Annotated in this window: 37 protein-coding genes; 14 read left to right on the forward strand and 23 right to left on the reverse strand. The window is 65.3% G+C overall.

Features of this window, described 5'->3' with window-relative positions; translation table 11 throughout:
- Positions 1-99: 99 nt before the first annotated feature.
- The 5 genes from QZH52_RS32395 to QZH52_RS32410 are packed head-to-tail and all read right to left on the reverse strand — an operon-like array spanning position 100 to position 1,744.
- Complete coding sequence (locus QZH52_RS32395) at positions 100-324, reverse strand: hypothetical protein (protein WP_301815197.1); 225 nt, start codon at positions 322-324, stop codon at positions 100-102.
- Positions 321-545, reverse strand: a complete 225-nt coding sequence (locus QZH52_RS32400) for a hypothetical protein (protein WP_301815199.1) — start codon at positions 543-545, stop codon at positions 321-323. Before QZH52_RS32400 ends, QZH52_RS32395 begins: the two co-directional genes overlap by 4 nt.
- Positions 542-1,156: a hypothetical protein gene (locus QZH52_RS38750; protein ID WP_366919344.1), complete on the reverse strand. Its 615-nt coding sequence runs from the start codon at positions 1,154-1,156 to the stop codon at positions 542-544. Before QZH52_RS38750 ends, QZH52_RS32400 begins: the two co-directional genes overlap by 4 nt.
- Positions 1,110-1,520: a DNA cytosine methyltransferase gene (locus QZH52_RS38755; protein WP_366919345.1), complete on the reverse strand. Its 411-nt coding sequence runs from the start codon at positions 1,518-1,520 to the stop codon at positions 1,110-1,112. Before QZH52_RS38755 ends, QZH52_RS38750 begins: the two co-directional genes overlap by 47 nt.
- On the reverse strand, positions 1,517-1,744 hold the full coding sequence (locus QZH52_RS32410; protein WP_301815202.1) for a hypothetical protein: 228 nt from the start codon (positions 1,742-1,744) through the stop codon (positions 1,517-1,519). The genes QZH52_RS38755 and QZH52_RS32410 overlap by 4 nt, the downstream gene beginning before the upstream one ends.
- Before the next feature lie 274 nt (positions 1,745-2,018).
- On the opposite strand from QZH52_RS32410, the gene QZH52_RS32415 reads away from it, so the two are divergent.
- Positions 2,019-2,288, forward strand: coding sequence for a hypothetical protein (locus QZH52_RS32415; protein WP_301815203.1), 270 nt, complete (start codon positions 2,019-2,021; stop codon positions 2,286-2,288).
- Between the two features lie 38 nt (positions 2,289-2,326).
- Here the strand turns inward: QZH52_RS32415 and QZH52_RS32420 are convergent, their stop codons facing one another.
- Positions 2,327-2,989 carry a hypothetical protein gene (locus QZH52_RS32420; protein WP_301815205.1) on the reverse strand — a complete coding sequence of 221 codons (663 nt, stop codon included), beginning with the start codon at positions 2,987-2,989 and terminating at the stop codon, positions 2,327-2,329.
- A 29-nt stretch (positions 2,990-3,018) separates the two neighbouring features.
- On the opposite strand from QZH52_RS32420, the gene QZH52_RS32425 reads away from it, so the two are divergent.
- Both QZH52_RS32425 and QZH52_RS32430 read left to right on the forward strand, forming a co-directional pair.
- Positions 3,019-3,594, forward strand: a complete 576-nt coding sequence (locus QZH52_RS32425) for a hypothetical protein (protein WP_301815206.1) — start codon at positions 3,019-3,021, stop codon at positions 3,592-3,594.
- A 65-nt stretch (positions 3,595-3,659) separates the two neighbouring features.
- Positions 3,660-3,893 (forward strand): hypothetical protein, encoded by a 234-nt coding sequence (locus QZH52_RS32430; protein ID WP_301815208.1) that lies wholly within the window; start codon positions 3,660-3,662, stop codon positions 3,891-3,893.
- A 2-nt stretch (positions 3,894-3,895) separates the two neighbouring features.
- Here QZH52_RS32430 and QZH52_RS32435 read toward each other — a convergent pair whose 3' ends face one another.
- Positions 3,896-5,131 (reverse strand): phosphoadenosine phosphosulfate reductase domain-containing protein, encoded by a 1,236-nt coding sequence (locus QZH52_RS32435; RefSeq protein WP_301815209.1) that lies wholly within the window; start codon positions 5,129-5,131, stop codon positions 3,896-3,898.
- 26 nt (positions 5,132-5,157) lie between these two features.
- Between QZH52_RS32435 and QZH52_RS32440 the strand changes: the two genes are divergently transcribed.
- Positions 5,158-5,796 (forward strand): hypothetical protein, encoded by a 639-nt coding sequence (locus QZH52_RS32440; protein WP_301815210.1) that lies wholly within the window; start codon positions 5,158-5,160, stop codon positions 5,794-5,796.
- Here QZH52_RS32440 and QZH52_RS32445 read toward each other — a convergent pair.
- The 16 genes from QZH52_RS32445 to QZH52_RS32520 form a co-directional block, all read right to left on the reverse strand.
- Positions 5,775-7,619: a DNA cytosine methyltransferase gene (locus QZH52_RS32445; RefSeq protein ID WP_301815211.1), complete on the reverse strand. Its 1,845-nt coding sequence runs from the start codon at positions 7,617-7,619 to the stop codon at positions 5,775-5,777. The two genes, QZH52_RS32440 and QZH52_RS32445, sit on opposite strands and share 22 nt — an antisense overlap.
- Complete coding sequence (locus QZH52_RS32450) at positions 7,616-7,780, reverse strand: hypothetical protein (RefSeq protein ID WP_301815212.1); 165 nt, start codon at positions 7,778-7,780, stop codon at positions 7,616-7,618. The genes QZH52_RS32445 and QZH52_RS32450 overlap by 4 nt, the downstream gene beginning before the upstream one ends.
- 3 nt (positions 7,781-7,783) lie before the next feature.
- On the reverse strand, positions 7,784-8,446 hold the full coding sequence (locus tag QZH52_RS32455) for a hypothetical protein (protein ID WP_301815214.1): 663 nt from the start codon (positions 8,444-8,446) through the stop codon (positions 7,784-7,786).
- A gap of 118 nt (positions 8,447-8,564) precedes the next feature.
- Positions 8,565-8,849 carry a KTSC domain-containing protein gene (locus tag QZH52_RS32460; RefSeq protein ID WP_301815216.1) on the reverse strand — a complete coding sequence of 95 codons (285 nt, stop codon included), beginning with the start codon at positions 8,847-8,849 and terminating at the stop codon, positions 8,565-8,567.
- Between the two features lie 17 nt (positions 8,850-8,866).
- Positions 8,867-9,370, reverse strand: coding sequence for an HNH endonuclease (locus QZH52_RS32465; protein WP_301815217.1), 504 nt, complete (start codon positions 9,368-9,370; stop codon positions 8,867-8,869).
- Positions 9,367-11,259 (reverse strand): YqaJ viral recombinase family protein, encoded by a 1,893-nt coding sequence (locus QZH52_RS32470; protein ID WP_301815219.1) that lies wholly within the window; start codon positions 11,257-11,259, stop codon positions 9,367-9,369. The genes QZH52_RS32465 and QZH52_RS32470 overlap by 4 nt, the downstream gene beginning before the upstream one ends.
- Entirely contained in the window at positions 11,256-12,287 is a 1,032-nt protein-coding gene (locus QZH52_RS32475; protein WP_301815220.1) for a hypothetical protein, read from the reverse strand. Before QZH52_RS32475 ends, QZH52_RS32470 begins: the two co-directional genes overlap by 4 nt.
- Positions 12,288-12,294: 7 nt before the next feature.
- Complete coding sequence (locus QZH52_RS32480; protein WP_301815222.1) at positions 12,295-12,558, reverse strand: hypothetical protein; 264 nt, start codon at positions 12,556-12,558, stop codon at positions 12,295-12,297.
- Positions 12,555-12,863 (reverse strand): hypothetical protein, encoded by a 309-nt coding sequence (locus QZH52_RS32485; protein WP_301815223.1) that lies wholly within the window; start codon positions 12,861-12,863, stop codon positions 12,555-12,557. Before QZH52_RS32485 ends, QZH52_RS32480 begins: the two co-directional genes overlap by 4 nt.
- A complete protein-coding gene (locus tag QZH52_RS32490) occupies positions 12,860-13,225 on the reverse strand; it encodes a hypothetical protein (RefSeq protein WP_301815224.1) in 366 nt (121 codons plus the stop codon). Before QZH52_RS32490 ends, QZH52_RS32485 begins: the two co-directional genes overlap by 4 nt.
- A complete protein-coding gene (locus QZH52_RS32495) occupies positions 13,222-13,509 on the reverse strand; it encodes a hypothetical protein (RefSeq protein WP_301815226.1) in 288 nt (95 codons plus the stop codon). The genes QZH52_RS32490 and QZH52_RS32495 overlap by 4 nt, the downstream gene beginning before the upstream one ends.
- Before the next feature lie 103 nt (positions 13,510-13,612).
- Positions 13,613-13,819 carry a hypothetical protein gene (locus tag QZH52_RS32500; protein WP_301815228.1) on the reverse strand — a complete coding sequence of 69 codons (207 nt, stop codon included), beginning with the start codon at positions 13,817-13,819 and terminating at the stop codon, positions 13,613-13,615.
- 178 nt (positions 13,820-13,997) lie between these two features.
- Positions 13,998-14,207, reverse strand: a complete 210-nt coding sequence (locus QZH52_RS32505) for a hypothetical protein (protein WP_301815230.1) — start codon at positions 14,205-14,207, stop codon at positions 13,998-14,000.
- A gap of 74 nt (positions 14,208-14,281) precedes the next feature.
- On the reverse strand, positions 14,282-14,521 hold the full coding sequence (locus QZH52_RS32510) for a hypothetical protein (RefSeq protein ID WP_301815232.1): 240 nt from the start codon (positions 14,519-14,521) through the stop codon (positions 14,282-14,284).
- 17 nt (positions 14,522-14,538) lie between these two features.
- A complete protein-coding gene (locus QZH52_RS32515) occupies positions 14,539-14,979 on the reverse strand; it encodes a hypothetical protein (protein WP_301815234.1) in 441 nt (146 codons plus the stop codon).
- Positions 14,980-14,988: 9 nt separating this feature from the next.
- Positions 14,989-15,669, reverse strand: a complete 681-nt coding sequence (locus QZH52_RS32520; protein ID WP_301815236.1) for an XRE family transcriptional regulator — start codon at positions 15,667-15,669, stop codon at positions 14,989-14,991.
- A 99-nt stretch (positions 15,670-15,768) separates the two neighbouring features.
- On the opposite strand from QZH52_RS32520, the gene QZH52_RS32525 reads away from it, so the two are divergent.
- The 10 genes from QZH52_RS32525 to QZH52_RS32570 all read left to right on the forward strand — a co-directional run bounded on the left by QZH52_RS32525 (position 15,769) and on the right by QZH52_RS32570 (position 21,013).
- Positions 15,769-16,047 carry a YdaS family helix-turn-helix protein gene (locus tag QZH52_RS32525; protein WP_301815237.1) on the forward strand — a complete coding sequence of 93 codons (279 nt, stop codon included), beginning with the start codon at positions 15,769-15,771 and terminating at the stop codon, positions 16,045-16,047.
- 3 nt (positions 16,048-16,050) lie between these two features.
- Positions 16,051-16,287, forward strand: a complete 237-nt coding sequence (locus QZH52_RS32530; protein ID WP_301815238.1) for a hypothetical protein — start codon at positions 16,051-16,053, stop codon at positions 16,285-16,287.
- Positions 16,288-16,349: 62 nt separating this feature from the next.
- Positions 16,350-16,781, forward strand: coding sequence for a transcriptional regulator (locus QZH52_RS32535; RefSeq protein WP_301815240.1), 432 nt, complete (start codon positions 16,350-16,352; stop codon positions 16,779-16,781).
- Positions 16,778-17,089: a hypothetical protein gene (locus QZH52_RS32540; protein ID WP_301815241.1), complete on the forward strand. Its 312-nt coding sequence runs from the start codon at positions 16,778-16,780 to the stop codon at positions 17,087-17,089. Before QZH52_RS32535 ends, QZH52_RS32540 begins: the two co-directional genes overlap by 4 nt.
- Positions 17,086-17,355: a hypothetical protein gene (locus tag QZH52_RS32545; RefSeq protein WP_301815242.1), complete on the forward strand. Its 270-nt coding sequence runs from the start codon at positions 17,086-17,088 to the stop codon at positions 17,353-17,355. The genes QZH52_RS32540 and QZH52_RS32545 overlap by 4 nt, the downstream gene beginning before the upstream one ends.
- A complete protein-coding gene (locus QZH52_RS32550) occupies positions 17,356-17,604 on the forward strand; it encodes a hypothetical protein (RefSeq protein ID WP_301815243.1) in 249 nt (82 codons plus the stop codon). It abuts the gene before it with no gap.
- Positions 17,597-18,610 carry a hypothetical protein gene (locus QZH52_RS32555; RefSeq protein ID WP_301815246.1) on the forward strand — a complete coding sequence of 338 codons (1,014 nt, stop codon included), beginning with the start codon at positions 17,597-17,599 and terminating at the stop codon, positions 18,608-18,610. Before QZH52_RS32550 ends, QZH52_RS32555 begins: the two co-directional genes overlap by 8 nt.
- Positions 18,607-20,049: a replicative DNA helicase gene (gene dnaB, locus QZH52_RS32560; protein WP_301815247.1), complete on the forward strand. Its 1,443-nt coding sequence runs from the start codon at positions 18,607-18,609 to the stop codon at positions 20,047-20,049. Before QZH52_RS32555 ends, dnaB begins: the two co-directional genes overlap by 4 nt.
- Positions 20,046-20,525 carry a RuvC family protein gene (locus tag QZH52_RS32565; RefSeq protein ID WP_301815249.1) on the forward strand — a complete coding sequence of 160 codons (480 nt, stop codon included), beginning with the start codon at positions 20,046-20,048 and terminating at the stop codon, positions 20,523-20,525. The genes dnaB and QZH52_RS32565 overlap by 4 nt, the downstream gene beginning before the upstream one ends.
- Positions 20,522-21,013, forward strand: coding sequence for a hypothetical protein (locus QZH52_RS32570; protein WP_301815251.1), 492 nt, complete (start codon positions 20,522-20,524; stop codon positions 21,011-21,013). Before QZH52_RS32565 ends, QZH52_RS32570 begins: the two co-directional genes overlap by 4 nt.
- The last annotated feature ends 44 nt before the right edge of the window (positions 21,014-21,057 follow it).

Raw genomic sequence — 21,057 nt, forward strand, 5'->3', positions numbered from 1 at the left:
AGCGCCCTGACTTGAGCTTGTAGCCGATGCTGTAGATCCGCTTGCCGTAGGTCTGGTAGACCCGGAACGGCAGGCCGTCTGGTGTGTTGCGGGCTCGGATCATGCTGGCCTCAGGTGGGAGAGGTTCGCCACTTTACGCGGCGCGGGCGTCTCGGCGTCCTGGCCGCGGGTGACGGCCTCGTAGTGGGTGCGTTCCAGAACGACGCCGTGCCGGCCCATGCGAGCCCGGTAGAAGCCATCCCGGCGCAGGCGTTCGAGCTGCATCGTGGCGAGCTTGTAGCCCGTCAGCGCCTCGATCTCGTCGGTCGTCAAGACGATGCTCATTGCGTGCTTCCTCCATTAGAGTGCAGGGCAGGGGCCGCCTTCGGCGCCCGGGCTTTGGCCTTCTCTTGGAGGCTCCATCCGATGTCGTGGACTGCTTCGATGAACTCGTGGCGCGCTTCCTCTGGCAACCCGGCCGCATCGAATAGGCCGGCCCAGTCCGAATTGAAAAGGAGTTGGCCGGCGCGCAGCTGCGCCTGTCGCTTGATCTCTCGCTTTTTCATGCGGCCTCCGTCAAGATGCGCCATGCGCGTGCAGCCACGATCGGAACCTGGCCGTCACCAGTGGCCTCAAGTCGTTGGATGTTGCTCATGGGACTGGAGCCGGGGGGCACGAAGGACCAGAAGTTCTGTTCTGACGAGCCAACTTGCTCCCGCACGACCTTGAGCAAGTTAGATGAGCCGGCCTGTTCCTCGTGAATTCTTGGCCGCAAATGGCACAGTTCGATTTCATTGAGTGGTTCGCCCATCTCTTCGCCGCAGCTATCCTTCCAGATTCCACTAAGCATGCATCGCTGCACAGCGATGCCCGGCGCGAGCGCTTCGGTTGGAAGGCATTTCCGCAAACCATGCACGTTGCCGGTTTCACTTGCCCGGCCCCCCATGTCCCTTCTGAGGTATGCACGTTCGTGTGGCACTTCTGGCATAGAACCTGAATGTTCTCCGCCACGTTGTTCTGCGGGTTCCGATCGATATGGTGTCTCTGGAGACGATCGGTTGTCCCGCATCCTTCGCACTTCAAGGTCTTGAAGATGCGCTGAGCTTCTTTGTAGCCACCGCTTGAAGTTCTCATTTGGAAGCTCCTCCAGAGAGGTCCAGAGTTCGGGCCAGTTCATCAGATATTCGTGGTTCTCCGGGCTCGGCCTGCCAAACACCGTACCGGGGAGCGACATCTGCCACGACCCGCCGCATTTCCGGCCAGAGATCGTCTTCCACCGGCCGTCCTCGAGATGCGCTGCTGTATGGCCTGCATGGAAATCCGCCAGCCACGATGTCAGCTCGGCCGCGGTAGGGGCTTCCGTCGAAGGTTCGAATGTCGGAGAACAGAGGGAATTTGGGCAGCGCGCCGTCTCGCTGGCGCTGGGCAAGCACTCTGCGGCGGTATGGGTTGAACTCGACGGCTCCAATGCATCGGTGCCCGAGCAGGTGCCCGGCGAGGATTCCACCTCCCGCGCCAGAAAACAGGTGTAGCTCATTCACATCGCCTCCCTGATCTCGACGCTCACCCGAGAGGGGTTCTGCTCCTTCTGTGCCTGGGCAAGAGCGGTGCGGGCTTCGGCTTCGGTCTTGAACGTGCGGCCGGTGTCTCGCAGCAGTTGGTCGAGGCGGTCGTTTTCCCACAGGTGGCTGTCCACGCGGGTAGGCATGCCGCGCAGACACCAGTAGCGTTCCCCGGCCTTGGGCTGGTATGCGGTAGTGGTCAAAGCTCGCTCCAGTTGACGCATCCCTGGCTCGAGCAGCGACCTGAGGTCTTGCCCGTGACGGCGGATGCGGTGTAGGTCAGAAGGCCTGCGCACTTCGTGCAGCGCATCGAGGCGCGCACCGGTGCAGCAGGGCGGAACGCAGGGGCAGGGCAGTGCTGGGTTCGCACTGCGGCCATGGCGCGCGCAATTGCGCTTGCCAGGGCTCCGAAGGTCGACGTGGTCACGAAACCGTCCCTCCGGCTTGAAGTCGGCGCCTCGTCAGGAACATACTTTCGTGTTCAATCCGTTGGAGAGCGCGATGGCAATGGAAAGTCTTCAATTCGAACTGCTCCGGTTCCTGAAAGCTGAAGGCGCGACAGAGACTGTTATCGAGGACTGGGCGCTTGCATGGCACAGAGCGCTCTCGTTTCCCGATGAGCCGCTGCCGTGCCCCGCGTGCTTCCTCGATGGGCGCCTTGAGCGGCTGATGCCCTTGCCCGTCGACAGCCAAATTGCTGCGGTCCGTTGCGAGGCATGTGAAGCCAAGTTCGTGTTTCCCGCGTGACGAGACCATCGGCGCCGAAAGGATGGTGGGGCGTTCCTTCATGGCCGGGCTTCCCCATCGCTACACTCCCGCCCATGACGCTCAACTCCGCTGGAATCGTGCTGCAGGTGGCTGCTGCCGCGTACATCGTCTTTCAGGCCTGGCGCACCACGAGAGCCCTGGCCGGCAGCGAGAGGATCACTATAGATGCGCAGGAGCTGGTCATCGCGCAGCTCGGTCGGGAGATGAAGGGCCAGTTCCGGCACCAGCTGTACGGGTTCATCGGAATGGCGGTCGGCGCCATTTTTCAACTGGTTCCCTGACGCGAGGAGGCCGCGCGCTACAGCGAGCACCTGCTGGTACTCCTCCTCGCTCGGCTGCTGGTCCGAGCCGTGCAGATCCATCCGCTCGCACACGTCGACCAGCTGGCGCAGCGCCTCGGCATGCGCATGCTTGACGGCGATGTGGAAATCCATCCGGCGCTTCAGCTTCTCCTGCGTGTTCGGGCCCGCGTCCTTCGGCAGGTCCAGGTCGATGTCCCGGTATTCGTCGCCGCGCAGGGCGAACAGGGCGCGCTGCTCGATCCAGCGCAGGCGCCGGGTGCTGGTGCGCGACTTGCCGGCCGTCTTCCGGATATGGTCCAGGGCGTTCGCCAGGATCAACGGATCGACCTCGGTTGCGGCCTTGATGGCCAGCGGGTGCTCGTGTTGGACGTGGCTCATACTGCGGGCTCCAAACGATGGAGGTGGAGATGGGGCTTTTTGATGGGCCGTGGGAGACCTGCATGCTCGTGCGAGGTTTGAATCCGAGCGAGTGCGCGTCTTGGGTCCAGGCTTGGGGCACCATCCTGGCAATCTCCGCCGCGGTGTTGATTGCCTTTGTGCAACATCGGCAGAACCTTCGCCAACGGCGACAGATCGCGGCAGACGAGCGAGCGCGAACACTTGCTGCGCCCCTTGCTGTCGCGCAAAGAGCCGAGAGACTCCTGCGTGATTTGCATCGCAGGGTTCGCGCCGTAAATGGCGCATACGGCGAATGGGGAGCTCCAGCGGGTATGAAGGAACAGGCAATGAAATTGCATGCCGTATTCGTATCGCTGCCGCTTCACCTTCTGCCGACCTATGAATTGATACTGGTTGCATACGAGATCGCTTACTGCATCGCGGACGGTGCCGAGAGGCTTGACGCAATGGCCGTCGAGAAGGAAAGGCTTGGCGCCGTGAGCGCATCTAGTGATGGAAGCTTCGAGGTGGGCTTGCAAGCGATGCGCGAGCTTTGCACCCGGTTTGAGAGAGAGCGTCTCCGCTCTCTTGCGCAAACCGCGTAGTAGGGCGACCGAGTGGGCGTGCTCGACGTGACTCATACTCCGGGCTCCAAAAACGAGAGGTGGAAATGGAAAAAATCAGACACGTTCACAGCGGCCGGTTCACCCTGAAGGGCTACGGGCAGGCGGCTCCCGAAGGGAAGTTCATTGCCACATTCGTGGTGACCGAGCACCAAGGCAATGCGGAGCTCGAGATCAAGAGTTCGACGGGGAACGTGTATGGCACGGACCATGAAGCCGCCGAGGCTGGCCTGGAGGCCGCGACGGTGTGGCTGGAGAAGCACCGGCCGGTCAATGGCTGACGTCACGCTGCGTCCTCCGCGCTGAACAGCAAGGGCTGCACGGCGCCGTTCTGGTAGACGATCGGCATGACGGTATCGGCGGCCGGCTCGTCGCCTTCCCAACCGTCGGGCCAGGTGCCGGCGGCGATCAGCGCGCGGATGCGGGATTCCTCCTCGGCGTTGATGAGGCTGATGCGCGGGCGGCGCTGCTCATCGGCCGCCTCGTTGCAAGCAGTCTGGATGCCCAGGATCCGATCGAGGCCCATGGCCCTCGCCTCCAGGGTCAGCGGACCCATGCGCTGTGGGTTCTTGGCGATGCTGCCATCCTTCAGGCGCTCGAGGCCCGCCTTCTTGATGCGGTGCTTCGGCTCACGCAACTCGCGCCACAGCGGCTTAATGCCTTTCAGCGGGGCCAGGTAGGCCCACTGTGGGTTCGTGAGGATCGTGTCGAGCGCATTGTCCTCGGCGGCCAGTGGGCAGCCGATGCAGCCGGTGCGCGCGTTGATCTCCTCGGCCTCGTCGCCGCCGTAGGCGTCCGCGATGATGGCCGTGCTCCAGTCGCCGAACTCGGCCTGCGGCGCCCAGTGCTTGAGCCATTCCCACACGTGGCAGACGCGCCAGTGCAGCAGGGGCGCCAGGGTGGCAAGCCGGCCGCGCAGGCCCTTGGCGTTCGGCAGGACCTGCTGATACCAGCCCTGGCCGCACTCGGCGCCGTCCTTGCTGCAGGACATCTCGATGCGACGGTCGCGGATCGCGCTCTCGCCCTGGCGCACGCCGGTGATCATCAGGATCTGACCGTTGAGCTGGTCGACGCGATCGCGCAGCGCCTGCTCCATCGGATCGATCTTGATCTGGCGCGTGCACCACCGAAGGGTGTTGTTGTTCGGGGGAGGCACGCCGCGGCCGAGGATGTAGACCATGAAGCGCTTGTCCATCGACGCCGTGACGACCTCGATGCGGATGCCCCGCTCGCGCAGCTCGTCCATGATCTGCTCGGCGGCGATCGCTAGCGGCGGCAGTTCCTGGCGCGTGTCGGCATAGAAGACCGTCAGCGTCTCCGGGCGCTTGATCTTGCCGGTGTCGATGAGCCAGCAGATCATGGTCAGCGTGGCGCTGCTGTCCTTACCGCCCGACCAGGCAATGCCCCAGTGCGGATGGTCCGGACCGTAGGCCTGCAGCGACTGAATCGTCATCTCGATCGACTCGGTCATCTGCAGGCGCTGGCCGCCGTCGAAGAAGGTGGACTGGTGCGCGGTCATACTTCCGCTCCAGGATGGAGTGAGAAATGAAAGAACGATTCGCCACGATCGGCACGTTGGTGTGCTTGACCGTTTTGACCGGTTTGACACTGGTGTTTGCGCTCGCGATTTTTCCGGGCACCGAGGCGATTCGATGGTTCTTCGTCACCTCTGCGATGGTGCTCGCGCGTCTTGACGCCCCGGCGTGGGTGCAGGCTATCGGTTCGATCGCGGCGATCGCCGGTGCGGTCGGGACTGTGATGTATCAGAACGCCAAGCAGCATGCTCGCGACCGCATGGCAGCGCGAGAAAAGGACGAGAGCATCGAACGGATGGCCGTTGAAATAGCAAATAGGCTTCGCCAATCGGCCGCAGAAATGCACTTTCGCTTTGGCAGGATGGCGCTCAACTCTTTGCCGTTGCAAGCAATCAAACACCTCGACGAATTGCGACGACCGCTGGAGGAAGTTCCGTTTTGGAACTCCTCGGACTACGAGTTCGTCAATGCCGCCATGTCGCTTCGAGCCGACCTTTCTTGGGCGATCCTCGAGGCTCCTGACGTCAATGGAAAGTACGCAGTGGAACTGATCACCGACGCGTGCACGAGGTTCTTCACTGTTCGCCACGCACAAAGAGAGTCGAAGGCTCTGAAGCAAGAAGGGCGTCACGCCGCGGCCCTCCCGTAGATCTGCGCCTCGTGCGCGAAGTTGGCGCGGATCAGCGCCTCGGCCAGCGGCGGGCAGACGCTGTTGCCGCACATCCGCACCTGGGCGGTCTTCGTGAATGGCTTGCCGTCCGGGCCGGCCTCGATCTGATAGTCAGCCGGGAAGCCCTGGGCGTTGTAGAGCTCGCGCGGCGAGAGCATGCGCAGGCCGATGTCGACGATCGCGTATTCCTCGCCCTGCACGGTGACCAGCCCGAAGCGGTGCTTCGTGGTGACCGTGTGCATCGGGTCCTCAAGGCGCGGATCCTGGTCGGAGCCATAGTAAGCAATGAGGAAGGCGCGGACCTCGGCGAAGTGTGTGCCGCCGGCGCTGACGGTGTGCAGCGGCTCGTCGCTGGCCTGGGCCGTGCTGGTGCCGCGCAGCTTGACCAGGTTGCTGGTCACGACGGCCGCCGGCATGCCCGACGCGGCAACGGTGTTCAGCGGCTCGGTCACGTGGCGGATGCCGTGGCTGAAGCGCTTCTTCCCGTCCTTGCCCTCACCGTGGCCCATGTGCACCAGGTGCGCCGCGACGACGGTCTGCTGTGCGCCCTTGGTCGTGAGCGTGCTGACCGGCGCCGTCACCGGCCGGCCGTCGCTGGGCACGGTGCCGCGGTGGTTGTTGTGCTGCGCCAGGAAGGCCGATACCAGGGCGTGCTTCTGGCCGCTGACCACGGTGCCGAGCGGCGCCTGCAGGTCGAGCGTGCGCGGCGACTGGCCGGGCCGTTCGCCGTAGCCGGTCTGCACGAGGGTGGGCGCCACCAGGGCGAAGTGCCCGCCCTTGACCTGGGCGACCTGGGTGCGCAGCGGCTCGTCGGCGCTGAACACCCGCTGGTTCGAGGCGTTGGCGTGCTCGGTCAGGAACGGAGCCAGGGTGGGAACGACGAGCGCATGGTTGCCGCCGCCGGCATGAACGGTTCTGATCGGCTCGTCGAGCCCGTGCGAGCGGCCGCCGGCGCGCTCGGTGTGCTCGCGATGGGCCAGGCCGACGATGTACGGTTCGGCCGCATTCACGACGTACCGCATCACGCCTTTGGCGACGCGGCGCAGCGTGGCCTCGGCCAGCGGACGCTTGCGCTCGAAGATGGATGGGCACGGGATCGACCAGTCGATGCACTCGGCGGCCGTGCGCCAGGGCAGCAGCTTGCCGGCCTTGACCTCCTTCGAGGTCGGCGCGCCGTGGCTCGGCTTCGGCCAGGCGATGGCGATGTGATCGCGCCGCGCCACCAGGAAGAAGCGCTTGCGGATCGTCGGGGCGCCGAAGTCGCAGGCGCGCAGCTCGCGCCAGTCGACGACGTAGCCCATGCCCTGCAGCTGGCGGACGAAGCTCTCGAAGGTCTTGCCCTTGCGCGCAGGATCCGGCCGGGCCGTGCCGTCGGCGGCGATCTGCAGCGGGCCCCAGGTCTTGAACTCCTCCACATTTTCGAGCGCGATGACGCGCGGCTTGCACTTCGCCGCCCAGCGCAGAGCCACCCAGGCCAGGCCGCGGATCTTCTTCTCGACCGGCGTGCCGCCCTTGGCCTTGCTGAAGTGCTTGCAGTCGGGCGAGAGCCACACCAGGCCCACCGGCTGGTTGCCGGTCACCTTGATCGGGTCCACGTCCCAGACGCTCTCGCACAGGTGGGTGGTGTGCGGGTGATTGACCGCGTGCATCGCCAGGGCCTCGGGATCGTGGTTGATCGCGATGTCCACCGGCCGGCCGAAGGCAGCCTCGAGGCCGGTCGACGTGCCGCCGCCGCCGGCGAAGTTGTCGATGATCAGCTCGCCGGGGAACAGCAGCGGCAGGGTGAAGTCATCGCGCTTCATGCCGTGGCGCCCTGGCTCATGGCGACAGCGTCGCGAACGGACTCGACAGCGATGCCGAGCGCCTGGGCGGCGGCCGCGCAGGCTGCGTTGTGGTCCGGGTGCAGCGCCCTGGCGCGCACGTAGGCGCTCAGGACCTTCTCGATGGGGTAGACGGTGAACACCGATCAGCCCTTCTTGCCCTTGCGGGTGGCCTTGGCCGGGGCCGGCGCATCTGCCGGGGCCGAGCTGTTGACGAACACGTCCTCGGCCGACAGCTGCTTCTGCTGCTCATCCGGCACCACGGTCTTGAACACGTCGCCCTCGGTCAGGGTCTTGGCCGGCTCGATGTCCGGCATGCTCAGCTTCAGCGAGATCTCGCGCTGCTGCAGCACCGAGAGCGTTCCGATGATGTGGTCGTCGATTTCTGACGCCGACGAGACCGCGAACTTGACCTCGGCGCTGCCGCCCTCGATGGGCGTCACGCGCACCTTGTGGACCTTGCACAGCTGCAGCACGATCGCCGTCTTCTCGCTGATACCGTAGGCCACCTCGACGCGGGCGCCGACGGCCTGGAAGTCCAGCTTGATCGGATAGTCGGCGCCCGGCACGCGCACGTTCGGCAGTTCGTCGACGGGCAGGTCCATCTCTTCCTGCGCATCGCCGCTGCCCTGGCGCATGTCGCAGAAGAGCATGTCGCGCAGCTGCTTGTGGATGGCCGTCAGCGACCGGTTGTTGGTGTTCCAGGTCACGGCCAGGTCGATCGCCATGACGTCTTCATCGCCGTGCTTCTCGACGCGGCTCTGGGCGTTGGTGAGGGTGACGGTCGTCGGGTCCAGGAGTTCAAACATGCTTGCCTTTCAGGTGCAGGTTGGGAATGAAAAGAGGGCGTCTGCGTCGCAGAGCCGGCCGGGAGTGCAGTTCGGAGGAGGGGTCGAAGGGTCCGGTCGGGCGCGCCCTGGAAACTGGTCAGGCCGCGACGGGCGCCGGGAACTTGTCGAAGGCCAACGGCTTGACGTGCTCGCCGAAGAACTTGCCCTTCGACTCCGCCGCCATGAAGTCGGCGTGCAGTTGCGCGTCGCAGTCCGGGTACTGGTAGACGTGGCCCGGGCCGCGCGTGAAGGTGACCTGGAGCGTCCTGCGCTCGGCGCTGTAGCCGATGGCGGCCACCTGGTGGCTCTCAACGGGCGTCATCGGGATGGCGACGAAAGGCTTTTCGGAGAAGGCGGCCGGGGCCGCATAGGTCTTGGGCATGGTGGTCCTTGGAGTGATCAGAGGGTGTTGCCTGGGTGGTACTCGCGCTTTGCTGCGACATAGACCGCATGCGCTTCCGCTTTGGTGCGGAAGGTGCCGAGGTTCTTGAGCTTGGAGTCGATGCAGATGCGCGCGGCGAAACCGACGACTCGGCCCTTCCAGACCTTCTTGGAGACGCCCAGAACGCCGGTGCTGTTGTTCCTGTTCGCCTTGCGGCGGTTCTGGTTGTTCATCGCATTTGTCACCGCGCGGATCTCGCTCATGGCATTGACGCCGCGCGCTGCGTTGATGTGGTCGATAGGGCCGTTCGGCCACTCGCCCGTGACGTAGAAGTAGGCGAGGCGGTGCTGCCGGTACGTGACGCCGTCGAAGTGCAGGTACGTGTACCCGTGGGCATCCGGCTTGGCCGTGACGGGCCCGGGCCGACGATTGCCGCTGGCATGCAATCGGGTGAACACGCCTGTCGCGGGGTCGTAGTGGAAGAGCTCGCGCAGCCGTTGGAGCGATGGCGCCTTGATCACGCGGCCTCCCTGGACTGCACTGCCTCGATGTGCCCAATGAGCGCCGCGAGGAGATGCGGGAACTGCGACTCGTGGAAGAGCACGGCACCGCGCTGCTTGGCGGCCGGTTCGAAGCCGAGGGTCTTCACGAAGTCGGCCGTCAGGGCGAAGCCAAGCCGCGTGCCGATCTGGCCCAGGCTCAGGCTCGGCGGCGTGGCCGGTGCCGGCGCCGCGGCGGCGCGCGCGGGCATCTTGATCACAGCCGGGGCCGGCGTCGCTGCGGGCGCTGCAGCTGGTGCCGCGGCTACCGGCGCGGGCTCGACTGGCTTTGCTGCGGCGGCAGCCTCATCGCGTTCCTGGGCTGCCACCAGCTTCGCCTTCATCTCGGCGCGTGCTTCAGCGACGGCGGCGGTCACGCGGGGACGGGGATCGTTCTCGAAGTCCTTCGCGCCCGACTCGAACATCCCAATGGCCTTCTGGATGTACTGCACGCTGTCGCCTTCGATGCGGCGCGCATTGCTCCAGAGGCTGGCAATCAGCGCGTCCTCGGCTTCCACAGCCTCGCGCGCCTTGCGCTCCGCCTTGGCGGCTTCTTCCTTGCGGATGCGCTCGCGCTGCGCCTCTTCCTTGGCGCGCTCCTTCTCCTTGTGCTCGGCGATCCGTGCCTTGACCAGAGTGGCGAGGTCGTCCGGCGCCTTCTGGACGATCACCTGCGTGTCGGGGAACAGGAAGGCGAGGTCGGCGGCCTGCTCGCGCAGCGTGGTCAGGTTGGCCTGGATGCGGTCGGCGGTGGCGCTGGCGGCGATCTTCGCGTTGGCCAGAGCGGTGTCGACGGCGTTCTGCATGCTGTCGAAGGTGCGCAGGCCCTTGATCGCCGCGCCGAAGTCGACGCTCGGGTAGGGCATCACGCCCTCCGTGCGCTGCTGCAGGGCCTCGACGTGGTCGCGCAGCGCCTTGACGCCGCCGGCGACGATCTCACCCTTGCGGGCGATCTTGCGAGCCTCGACAAGCTTGTCCAGTTCGAGCCGCGTCTTGCGCGCTTCGGCCGTGATGTCGTCGATCGTCTTGAACAGCTGGTCGATGCTCTCGGTCTGGCTGAGGGCGTGTTCCTTGGCAGCCTTCAGGCGCGACTCGACGTCGCCGCACCATTGCACGGTCTTCGCGGCGTTGGCGAAGTCCTGATCCGTCTTCAGGTCGCGGTTGATGGCGGCGAAGACGGCGAGGGCATGCTCCCGGTACTGCGCCAGGTTGCTGGCGGTGACGGCGCCGGTGACCTCGATGCGCAGCGCGGGCAGCGTTTCGGGCGTGCGTCCGATCGCTTCGACGACAGGTTCGGTCGGCACGTAGTCGGCCAGGTCCTTGTGGAACTGGGCCCAGCCTGCGCGGAGGCGCTCGAACCACTCCGGATCCGGCTTGACGATGCACCAGACCATGTTCTTGCGGGTGCCATCGGAGACGACGAACACGAGCTCGTCCGCCTCGGTCACCATCAGGGCCTGCATGCACTGCGGCATGTGCTCGAGCGGCACAGAGCCAGCCCGCACGCGCGTCGCCAGCGCTTCATTCCACTGCTTGTGCTCCATCACGAGCTTTTCGCCGACGTCGATGCCATCGGTCGACACGCTGATCCGGCCATTGGAGTAGGTCGCCGGGTAGAGCTCGACGCCGAAGATCTCCTCGATGATCGGCCGGGCCAGCGCTTCCACCTCGTGCCCGTAGTCGAGGACGTTCTCCTGCACCCAGTCGCTAAAGACCTTGGCGATGCCGGTCTTCTTCATGCGAAGCAGCTCGTTGCGCTTCACCTTGCGCGAGACGCCGAGCATCGCTGCGGCTTCGCTGGCGCCGTCGTGCTCGAAGCGGAACTGGTGCCAGGCGTCGCTGCCCGGGAGGAGGTCGTGTTGCTGCTTCATGCCGGAACCCCCGCCACGAGTTCGGCGTGCATCTCATCGAGCTCCTTGCGGAACTGCTCGTCGCTCACGCGCGGAATCAGCAGGGCGGCCGCGTCGAGTTCGGCCTTGGTGGTCGCGCTCGTCAAGGCATCCGCGACATCGGCGTAGACCATCGGCGGCAGCGCGTCGGTGGCGGCCTCTTCCTTCTTGGCGGGCTTCTCGATCGGCGCGCGAATGGCGGCCTCCTGCTCTGCCGTGAGCGTGTACTTCGTCTTGGCCTTGCCGATGATGTTGTCGGGCGTGGCGCCCTTGACCTGGTTGGTCATGGCGGTGCGCCATTCCGTCAGCCGCTGGGCGAACAGTTCCGCCGACATCTCTGGCAGCGCGGGCTTCTCTTGCTCAACTGGAGCCCGCCCGTCGGGTGCATGTCGCGTCAGGTGGTCCCGCAGCGCCTCGTCCATGTCCTCGAGGTCCTGGCCGAACATGTCGCCGCAGGCCGTGACGTTGATCGTCATGGCGATCTTGGCCCGCTTGTTCGCCATCTTCAGGATGGTGTTCGCCAGGTCGGCCGGCTCGGTGCGCACCTGGTAGGTGGAGTAGCTCTCCTGCTTCTGCTTGTTGTAGCCCTTCTTCTCGCGCCGCAGGTTCGCCGGCGTGACCTCGAACTCTTCTTTGTAGGCCTTGCGCCACTTGTACTTTTCCTCGCCGCTGGACGCCTCGCCCATGCCGGTGCCCAGCACGATGCCGTTGATCTGGTGCACACCGGTGCACGTCACGCGGTAGCGCACGACGTCGGCCGTGGACAGATCCTCGACCTGGTACGAGTCGGCGACGCGGAAGGCCATGCACAGCACCTCGGCGCCCTGCTTGTAGAGCGTGGGCTTGTCGGTGCCCGGGATCACGCCGTAGTGCACCTCGGGCTTCATCACGGCGCGCATGACTTCCTGCACCATCGCCACGTGGCTGATGATGTCCGCGACGGCCATTCGGCCGGACTGCTGCGACTGCGCGAGCGCGCCGCCTTGTTGAACTGCGAGAGCTGTGGTCATTGAGATCTCAGTGGTTGAAGAGGAGGGAATAGAGGCCGATCGCCACCGCCAGGCCGAGGGACCAAATGAAGGGCGCGCGCACGATGGGTTCGTAGCGGTGCTCGGTCAGCTTCAACGCCGCCATGACGCTCTCGCGCATGCCGTCGGTGATCTGGATGCGGTCGGCGGGCTTGCCGTAGCTATATGGCCCGTGCGGCGGAGGCCCGCCGGCGCGGACGCGGCGCGAGCGGTGTTCCGCCATGCTGATCGGGGAGGTCCGTGCGTCGGTCATAGGAACAGCCATTCGCAGGTGAGGATGAGAACGAGGGCCATGGCACAGCGAAGGCTCCAGCGGATGACCAGCGCGTCGGCTTCGGTGAACTCGTCGGCATCCATCGGGACGACGACGGTGTTGCGCGCGCCGGGCCCGAAGGCTTCGTCGAGCGAGCGCGGAGTGGCCTCTCGGCGGTCCCGCGTGGCGTCGACCGTGCCAACGAGGCGAGGGCGCGCAGTCAGGGGAGCGGGCGGCAGGACTGCGCCGAACGCGGCGGCTAGCTCTTGGTTGCGCACGATCGCGCGCTTGGTCGCGTCGTTCACGATGTCACCTCCGGGTTCAGGTGGGCGGCGACGGCGGCGAGGTGGTCCCGGCCAGCAGCTGCAGCGGCAAGGCCCACAGACACGGTCTCGGGGTTCTCGCCAAACAGGTCCCAACGCCGCTCGATTGCCGTGCAGGCGTGCAGGTCGTTGCGGCGCATCGCGACGGCGTAGGTCACCTGGTCGGCGATCGCGAGTTGGGCGGTCACCTTCTGGTGGACAGCGCGGGCGCGGAGGATCTGGCCGCAGCGGCTGCATTCCTCCATGGTGGTCAGGCCCGCGTGGCAGATCGCGTTCTCCGCCACGTGCTGCTCGGTGAACGGCTTCAGCGCACGCAGCACTTCGAAGGTGAGGGCGGCGCTCACGAGGCAACTCCCAGAAACCGCGCACGCATGGCCGCGACTTCATCGTTGTGGGCCTTGATCTCGGCCTCGGTCGGCATTTCGTTCATTGCCTGCACCAGGGCCTCTGCTGCTTCGGGGCAGCCTTGCTGGCGGAGGAAGTGCTGCAGGATGCTTTCGAGGCCACCGAGGAAACCGGGCGACGGGTCGCCATGGCCGGTGCGCGCCGCGATCGCGTGGCCTGCGAGGTTCGCGCCCCGGATCCTGGTGACCAGATGCATGGCGTCGCGCTTGCTGAGCGTGCTCACGAGGCGGCCCTCGGAAACTGGCACAGGCTCGACGGCTCGGCGCGATGCGCCTCAACGTAGGCGAACAGGGCCGCGTTGGCGCAGCGGCGGGCGAGGGCGGCGGTCACGAGGCCACCCCGTAGCGCGACACGGCCGGCAGCGTCATCTCCATGCCGCCGTAGAACTTGGCGATCTGCGTGCCGGCGCCGAGCAGGGCGATCAGCGGGCCGGTGTACGGCTGCAGCTGCTCAACCTGGCCGATGCGGGCGCCGTCGATCGCATTGCGAAGCGTGTCCTTCGCCTTGATCTGGTCGCCGGTCTTGATTTCCATGATCCCCTCCAGGGGCCGCTGCCGGGATTGGCAGGGCGTGGGGAGATTCTGGACAAGAAATACTAGTAATGCAAGAGAAACTAGTGAGCGCGCAGAAAAAAGACTTGTGGTGGAAACCCCTAGACGTAAAAAAGCCCGCGCGAGGCGGGCTTGGTTGGGGCGGGGCTGGCGGTCCTAACTACCGGACGTTTCGGGCGATGAAGAAAACGATGCCTGAGAGGAGGGTCCCGAGCGTGACCATGGCGCCGATGATCCGCCACGTCTGTGCACCGATTTCCTTGTGCAGGTCCTCCCGAGTGGCGAACCCATCCAGCCGCGTTTCGATGCGCGCCAGCCGTTCGCGCGTGTCCAGCGCGAAGTCTTCGAGTTTGGCGACGCGGGCTTCCATGTCCCCATTATCTGGGGGCTGTGGGCCGCCGCGCAACCTCTTGGAAATATCAGTAAGGTGGTGAACGTTGTCCGTCACAGCGCGGTCCCATCTCGAACAGCGCGCTTCATCATCTGCACAATGGCTTTGCGCATCTCGGTGGCCACTTCGCTGGGCTCGCCTGTGCTTTCCAATAGTTCGTCTAGGGACGCATCGAATCTGTCCGGGTCGAGGAGTCCCGCCTTTCCCAGTTCGCCCGCGATCACGGCGACCGTTGCTAGCAGGGCTGTCATCGCTGCCGATTGCGTCGCAAATGGCGACTCACTCATGTTCATCTGAGGCTCCGATACCTTCACCGCGGCGCGGTCGAATAGGGGTTGTGCGTGGCGTAGGGCGCCTCGACCCGCGTGCCGTAGGGGCAGCCGCCATCCTTGCCGTCGATCCAGGCTGCCAGGGCCTTGTCGAACTTGTCGTAGTTCTGGTTCCTGGTCATCTTGACCGAGGCGCCGGAGTTGGCCGGCGCGATCGCAAGCTTCAGGAGTTCAACGCGCACGTTTTCGGTGGACATCGCGACCACGATGTCCCCTTCGCGCGCCTCTGGAAAGTAGTTCGATTCAATCGCGGTGTTGATCGGGAAGCAGTCGCGCAGCACGGGCAAGATCGTCCGATAGGTGCGCTCGCTGCTGGCCGGCGAGGCCTCGACCATCGACTTTGAGTTGTTCGGCGCCAGGGTGCTGGTGAACGAGCATGCGCCCAAGGAGAGGGCGGCTACCGCTGCAAGAATCGATCGCATCGATGCCTCCTACAAACCGCCGGACCCGGCCTTGTCTCGCACGCGCCCGATGATCGTGATGTGCTCCTCGACGAGCGCCGCAGGTACTTCCTCGTCCTTGTAGGATGGATTTACGCTGCGCAGGATCAGGGTGCCGTCAAGCCGTTTGAACAGTCGCTTCACGCGGAGATCATCTCCATAGCGGAAAGCGTAGAGCTTCCCATCGACGACATCGGTTTCGGCATGGTTCACGAGGATGCTGTCGCCCTCGTATAGAAGAGGCTCGGCGCTGTCGTCCTTGACCTTGAACCTGCGAACCATCGCAGGGTTGATGCGCATCTTCTGGAACCACGAGAGCTGGTAGACGACTGGCTCGCTGTCTTCGATCACTTCGTATGTCGGCGTGTGACCGTTGCCGGCACTGAACGCTATTGCGGATTCTGGAATTCTGATGACTCCAGGGGGGAGTTCATCCTCAGGGTGGTGGACGTGGATTGATCCTTTGCCCTCGGTGATTAGAGCATGGACGTCGATGCGGAGCAGGCGCGCCACGATTTCCATGCGCTTGCGCTTGGGCGCGGTGCCCCCTTCCTTCTCCCATTGCTGCACGGTCTGCCATGCCAACGGCTTGGTCAGTCCCTCGGCTTTGCTCACTTCCTCCGCCAGCTTTTCCATTGACCACCCACGCGCATCACGGGCGGTTTTGATCATTTCATGAATCGACATCGGCACAAGTTTTCCATGTAGGGGCTTGTGGCGCCATACAAGTTCGTCTAGCATTACTAGTAAATCTTGCATGGAAGTGCCCACATGGCCGAAACCACTGAATTCAATGTTGACTGCATCGAGGCGGAAGCCGTTCGCCTTCTAGGCGGCCCGGTCTCGGCGGCGCGCGAACTCGGCGTCGACAAGTACCAGACCGTTCAGAGCTGGGTCAAGAACGGCATCCCCGCAAAGTATTGCTCCCGGGTCGAGCTTCTGACCGGCATCGACCGCAAGTTGCTGCGCCCCACCGACTGGGCGGACTACTGGCCCGAGCTGGCCGGCCCCAAGGGCGTCCCTCCGGTCGAAGCCAAGGCGGTGGCCTGAACCATGCGCCGCGCCCAAGCCTGGCTGCGCCGGAACGGGGAGTTCGCTCTCTCGGCTGGCCTGTTCCTGGGCTGTGTCTACGCGGCGGTCTTCTACGTCGTCGAGGGCGCGCTCGGCGCCGCGGGCTTCGCCGCCTTTCTTGCCTACGGCTTCTTCCATGCGAGCGCGGCCTTCCACGACGCCGCTGTCATGCGCCGTGCGATGCGCATGGACGAGGGGACGGACGACGTCGAGTGCTGATTCGTAGTGCGTTTTGAACATGGACCGATGGTCCTTTTTTTAGGTCCGAAGGGGTTAGTCAAGTGAAATCAAAAGATTTGAGCCAGGCTGAGGTGCAGCGCGAACTGGACCTTTTCAGGCAGCCCGAGCCGAACGACGTTCCGCTCGAGATCGTCCGCAAGAAGCCCACGGCCGGGGCGGCCTTCACCCTGGCGTGCGACTCCTCCGGCCTCGACGATCAGTCGATCTACAGCTTCGTCGGAATCGACGCCGGCACCTTCTCGCGCATCAAGAAGGGCCTCGCCACGCTGCAGGCTGACCTCGTGGCGAAGTTCTGCTACGCGGTCAACAACCGGATCTATCCCGAGTGGTGCGCCTTCCAACTCGGCTGCACCTTGGTCGAGATCAAGACCGAGGCCGAGCGCCGCGCCGAGGCCGCCGAGAAGCGCGCTGCCGAGGCCGAACTCAAGGTCCGCGTGCTGATGGAAACGTTCCAGGTGAGGGCAACAGCATGAGACCGCTCAGCAAGGCCATGCAGGTGCTGGCCGCCGTGGGCCAGGCCACCACCTACGCCGAGATGCAGGCCACGACCGGCTTCGCGATCCCGCTGCTGACCTCCTACATGGGCCAGCTCAAGCTGCGCGGCCTGGCCGCCCGGGTGAATGAAGGCGCCCCGCACGGCGAGCCCGCGGTCTGGCGCATCACGTCGGCCGGCATGGATGCCCTGAACCCCGCCGAGCATCTGCTCGCCCCGGGCGAGACCACGATCAGCCGGGCGATCCGCGTGCGGCCGGCCCTTGCCACCTGCTGGAGTGCCGCATGACAACCCGATCCGTCTTCGACTGGAACACCGGCGAGCCCACCGTCTTCCTGCCCCTGCAGACCGCAGCCAACCGCCGCGCCGCGGCCGCCATGGTGGTCGACAAGGCCCGCGCCGCGGGCATCGAGCCGTCGGTCATTCTCGGCATCTCGAGGAAGTCCGACGAACGGGCGGCCGAGCGCCGCCGCTACTCACCGCCGGTGGAAGGCGCTGCAGCTGGCCAGCGCGCTGCCGATCGGCGTGACGCGCTGCGCAGAGGGAGCATCTAGATGGCCGCCGTCCTGCGCTCCGACCTGACCGACGACGAGCTCGAGGCCCACATCGTCGACTGCGGCCGCCTGTTCCTGAAGGCGCACGGGGAGGGCGACATGGCCCTCGCACGCCACTGGCTGGCCGAGGAGGTCAAGGCGGTCAAGTCGCGCTCGCCGGCCGCCGTGGCCCGGCTCGAAGACGACTACTTCTCCTACGACGCCGAGAAGGCCCGCATGGATGCGCAGCGGAGGGCGGCTGGTGGCTGATGTGTCCGATGTCAAGCCAAGGGCGTCGGGCCGCTACCGCAAGGTCGAGGTCCGCACTTGGGGAGATGAGAAGTTTCGTGCACTGTCGCCGATGCCTGCGTGCGCACAGGGCCTTTGGCTCTACCTGATCACTGGGCCCCATACCGGTCCAATTCCGGGCCTGTTTCGTGCCGGCCGCGCGGCGATGGCGGAGGACCTCGACTGGGAGCAGGAAGCCTTTGACAAAGCCTTTCGGGAAGTCTTCGCCCAAGGCATGGTGAAAGCCGACTTCAAGGCCCGGGTCATGTGGGTCCCGAAGGCCATCAAGCACAACCGTCCGGAGTCGCCGAACGTGGTGAAAAGCTGGGCTGCCGAGTTCGACCTGATCCCTGAATGTGACCTCAAGCGCGAGGCCCTGGAATCACTGAGAGCCAGTATCCATGCGCTCGGAGAGTCTTTCGCCAAGGCTTTCGATGAGTCTTTCGGTAAGCCTTCCGCAAAGCCTTCCCCGAAGGCTATGCCTAATCAGGAACAGGAGCAGGAGCAGGAACAGGAGCAGGAAGAAGACCAAGGAGCTAACGCTCCTTTGCCGCCGGCTCCGCCGCCAGCTCCGCCCGGCCCACCGGCTCCGCCGGCAGGACTCTTCGGCGAAGGCGAGAACGACGCACCGGCGGTCGATGTGCCGCCTTGTCCCCATGCCAAGCTGCTTGCGCTGTTCGCCAAAGCGGTGCCGGAACTGCCGCAGCCGCGTCGCGAGATGTGGGAGGACAGCGCCGGCGCGGAAGCGATGCGACAGCGCTGGAAATGGCTCCTGACGGCCGTCCGTTCCAACACCGGCGAGCGCTACGCGGCCAACGCCGCAGAAGGCCTCGACTGGTTCAAGCGCTTCTTCGACGCCGTCGGCGAGTCCGACTTTCTCAGCGGTCGCAATGGCAAGTGGAAGCGCTGCGATCTCGGCTGGCTCATGAAGCGCGAGAACTTTCGCAAAGTGGTCGAGGGCCACTACACCAACAAGGAAACGGCATGAACGACCGCGTCAACGACGACTACCTGCAGCTGTCGAGCGATATCGCGCAGCTGCGAATCCCTCCGCATTCCATCGAATCCGAGTCGAGCGTGCTGGGCGGCCTGATGATGGACAACGGAGCCTGGGACCGTGTCGGCGACATGCTGGCCGACACTGACTTCTACCGGGCCGAGCACAAGATCGTCTTCGCCGCGATCTCCACCCTGATCAACGCTTCGAAGCCGGCCGACGTCGTGACCGTCTTCGCCGAGCTGCAGAAGAGCGGCAAGGCGGACGACGTGGGCGGCCTGGGCTACCTGAACACCCTGGCGCAGTTTGTGCCCGTCGCCGGGAACGTCCGGCGCTACGCGGAAGTCGTGCGCGAGCGCGCCATCCTGCGCAAGCTGATTTCGGCGGCCGACGAGATCGCGACCACCGCCTTCAACACGCAGGGCAAGGGCGTCGATGCCGTGCTGGACGCGGCCATGGCCAAGGTCATGCAGATCAGTCCGGATGGCCACGGTGACGACTGGGAGAGCATGAGCGACGGCGTCGTCCAGATGCTGGACCGGATCACCGATCAGGCCGCCGGCGAAGCGCCGCCGGACTTCACGCCCACCGGATTGGTGGATCTCGACAAGAGGCTGGACGGCGGCATGCGGGCCGGCGAGCTGTACGTCATCGGCGCGCGGCCGGGCATGGGCAAGAGCGCGCTGGCCCTGTCGATCGGCGTGCACGTCGGCCTGCACGAAGGCCTCAACGTCGGCATGTTCTCGATGGAAATGCCGAAAGCCCAGGTCATGAACCGCGCGATGTCGATGCTCTCGCACATCCATCTCAGCCGGATCAAGCGCGGCGAGCGCCTCAAGGACTATGACTGGCCCGCCCTCACGTCGGCCGTCGAGAAGCTGCGCCAAGTCAACTTCCACGTCAGCGACAAAAGCGGCCTGAACATCAACCAGCTGCGTACCCGTGCTCGCGCGCTGCGCCGGCGCCACGGCAAGCTCGGCTGCCTGATCGTCGACTACCTCGGGCTGATGGACGGCACCGACCCGAAGATGCCGCGCGTCTACCAACTCGAGGAGGTGACGAAGGGCCTGAAGAGCCTCGCCAAGGAACTGCAGTGCCCGATCCTGCTGTTGGCCCAGGTGAATCGGAAGGTGGAGGAGCGGCCCGACCAGATGCCGATCCTGGCCGACCTGCGCGACTCTGGCTCGATCGAGCAGGACGCCGACGTCGTCATCTTCGTGCACCGGCCCTACAAGGCGAAGCCGGACCTGGCCGACGAGTGGAAGTACTACGCCAAGGTCCAGGTGGCGAAGTCGCGTGATGGCGAGCCGGGCTTCGTTGACCTGATGTACGTCGGCGAGAACACCCAGTTTCTGAACTGGCCCGAGGAGACGCCGATCCCGACCAGCCAGGTGCGCGTCGCGCGCGCCAGCAAAGGAGGCGACCTGTGATCTACATAGGCATCGACCCTGGCCTGTCTGGCGCCATCTCGTTCGTGAGCGAACGCTCGTGCATCGTCGAGGACCTGCCCACCATGCCGCTGCCCGGCACCGGCCTGATCACGAAGAAGATCGACGGCCGCGCGCTGGCGCAGCTGATCCGGAAGAACGTCCCGATCGGCGAGACCGCCGAGGCCTACGTCGAGCAGGTCAGCACCATGGGCGGCAAAGACAACGCGCTGCAGACCCAAGGGTCGCTGATGCGCTCCCTGGGTGCCATCGAGACGGTGCTCGAGTGCATGGGCTACCGGCCCACGATGCTCAGCCCGCAGAAGTGGAAGCGCTTCTACGGGCTCGACTCGGACAAGAAGCGATCCCTGGCCACCGCCCGCGCGCTCTACGAAGCGGCGCCGCTGTCGCTCGCCAAGCATCACAACCGCGCCGAGGCGGTGCTCATCGGTCACTGGGGTCTGAGGAACAAGGCATGAAGCTCCGCACCTGGCTCCGCAACCTGGGCGCTGCGCGCGCCCCGGACTTCATCATCGGCGGCGCCGAAGATCCCTACCTGCTTCGGTGGTGGCTGATCCCGCGCAATCGCTTCTTCAACGTCTACCTGCACTGCTTCAAGCGCAGCGACGACGACCGCGCGCTCCACGATCACCCGTGGCTCTTCAACTGCAGCTGGTTGCTCGATGGCCAATACATGGAGCACACGCCGGCCGGCCAGGTCGAGCGCCGCGCCGGCGCCCTGAAGTTCCGCTGGGGTCCTGCGCCACACCGCGTCGAACTGCTGACGGTCGCCGACTCTGTAGCCTCGCAGCCTGACAACCGTCGCCCGATCCCATGCTGGACGCTCTTCGTCACTGGCCCGCGCGTGCGCGAGTGGGGCTTCTACTGCGATCGAGGCTGGGTGCACTGGAAGTGGTTCACCGCGCCCGGCGACAAGGGTGCAGTGGGGAAGGGGTGTGATGCGTGATGCTTGTCCTCAAGCCCATCGGCCGCGGCAAGTGGCGCCCCATG

Origin of the sequence: Variovorax ginsengisoli, assembly GCF_030486595.1 — a bacterium.
In the GTDB taxonomy this organism is placed as follows: Bacteria; Pseudomonadota; Gammaproteobacteria; order Burkholderiales; family Burkholderiaceae_C; genus Variovorax; species Variovorax ginsengisoli_B.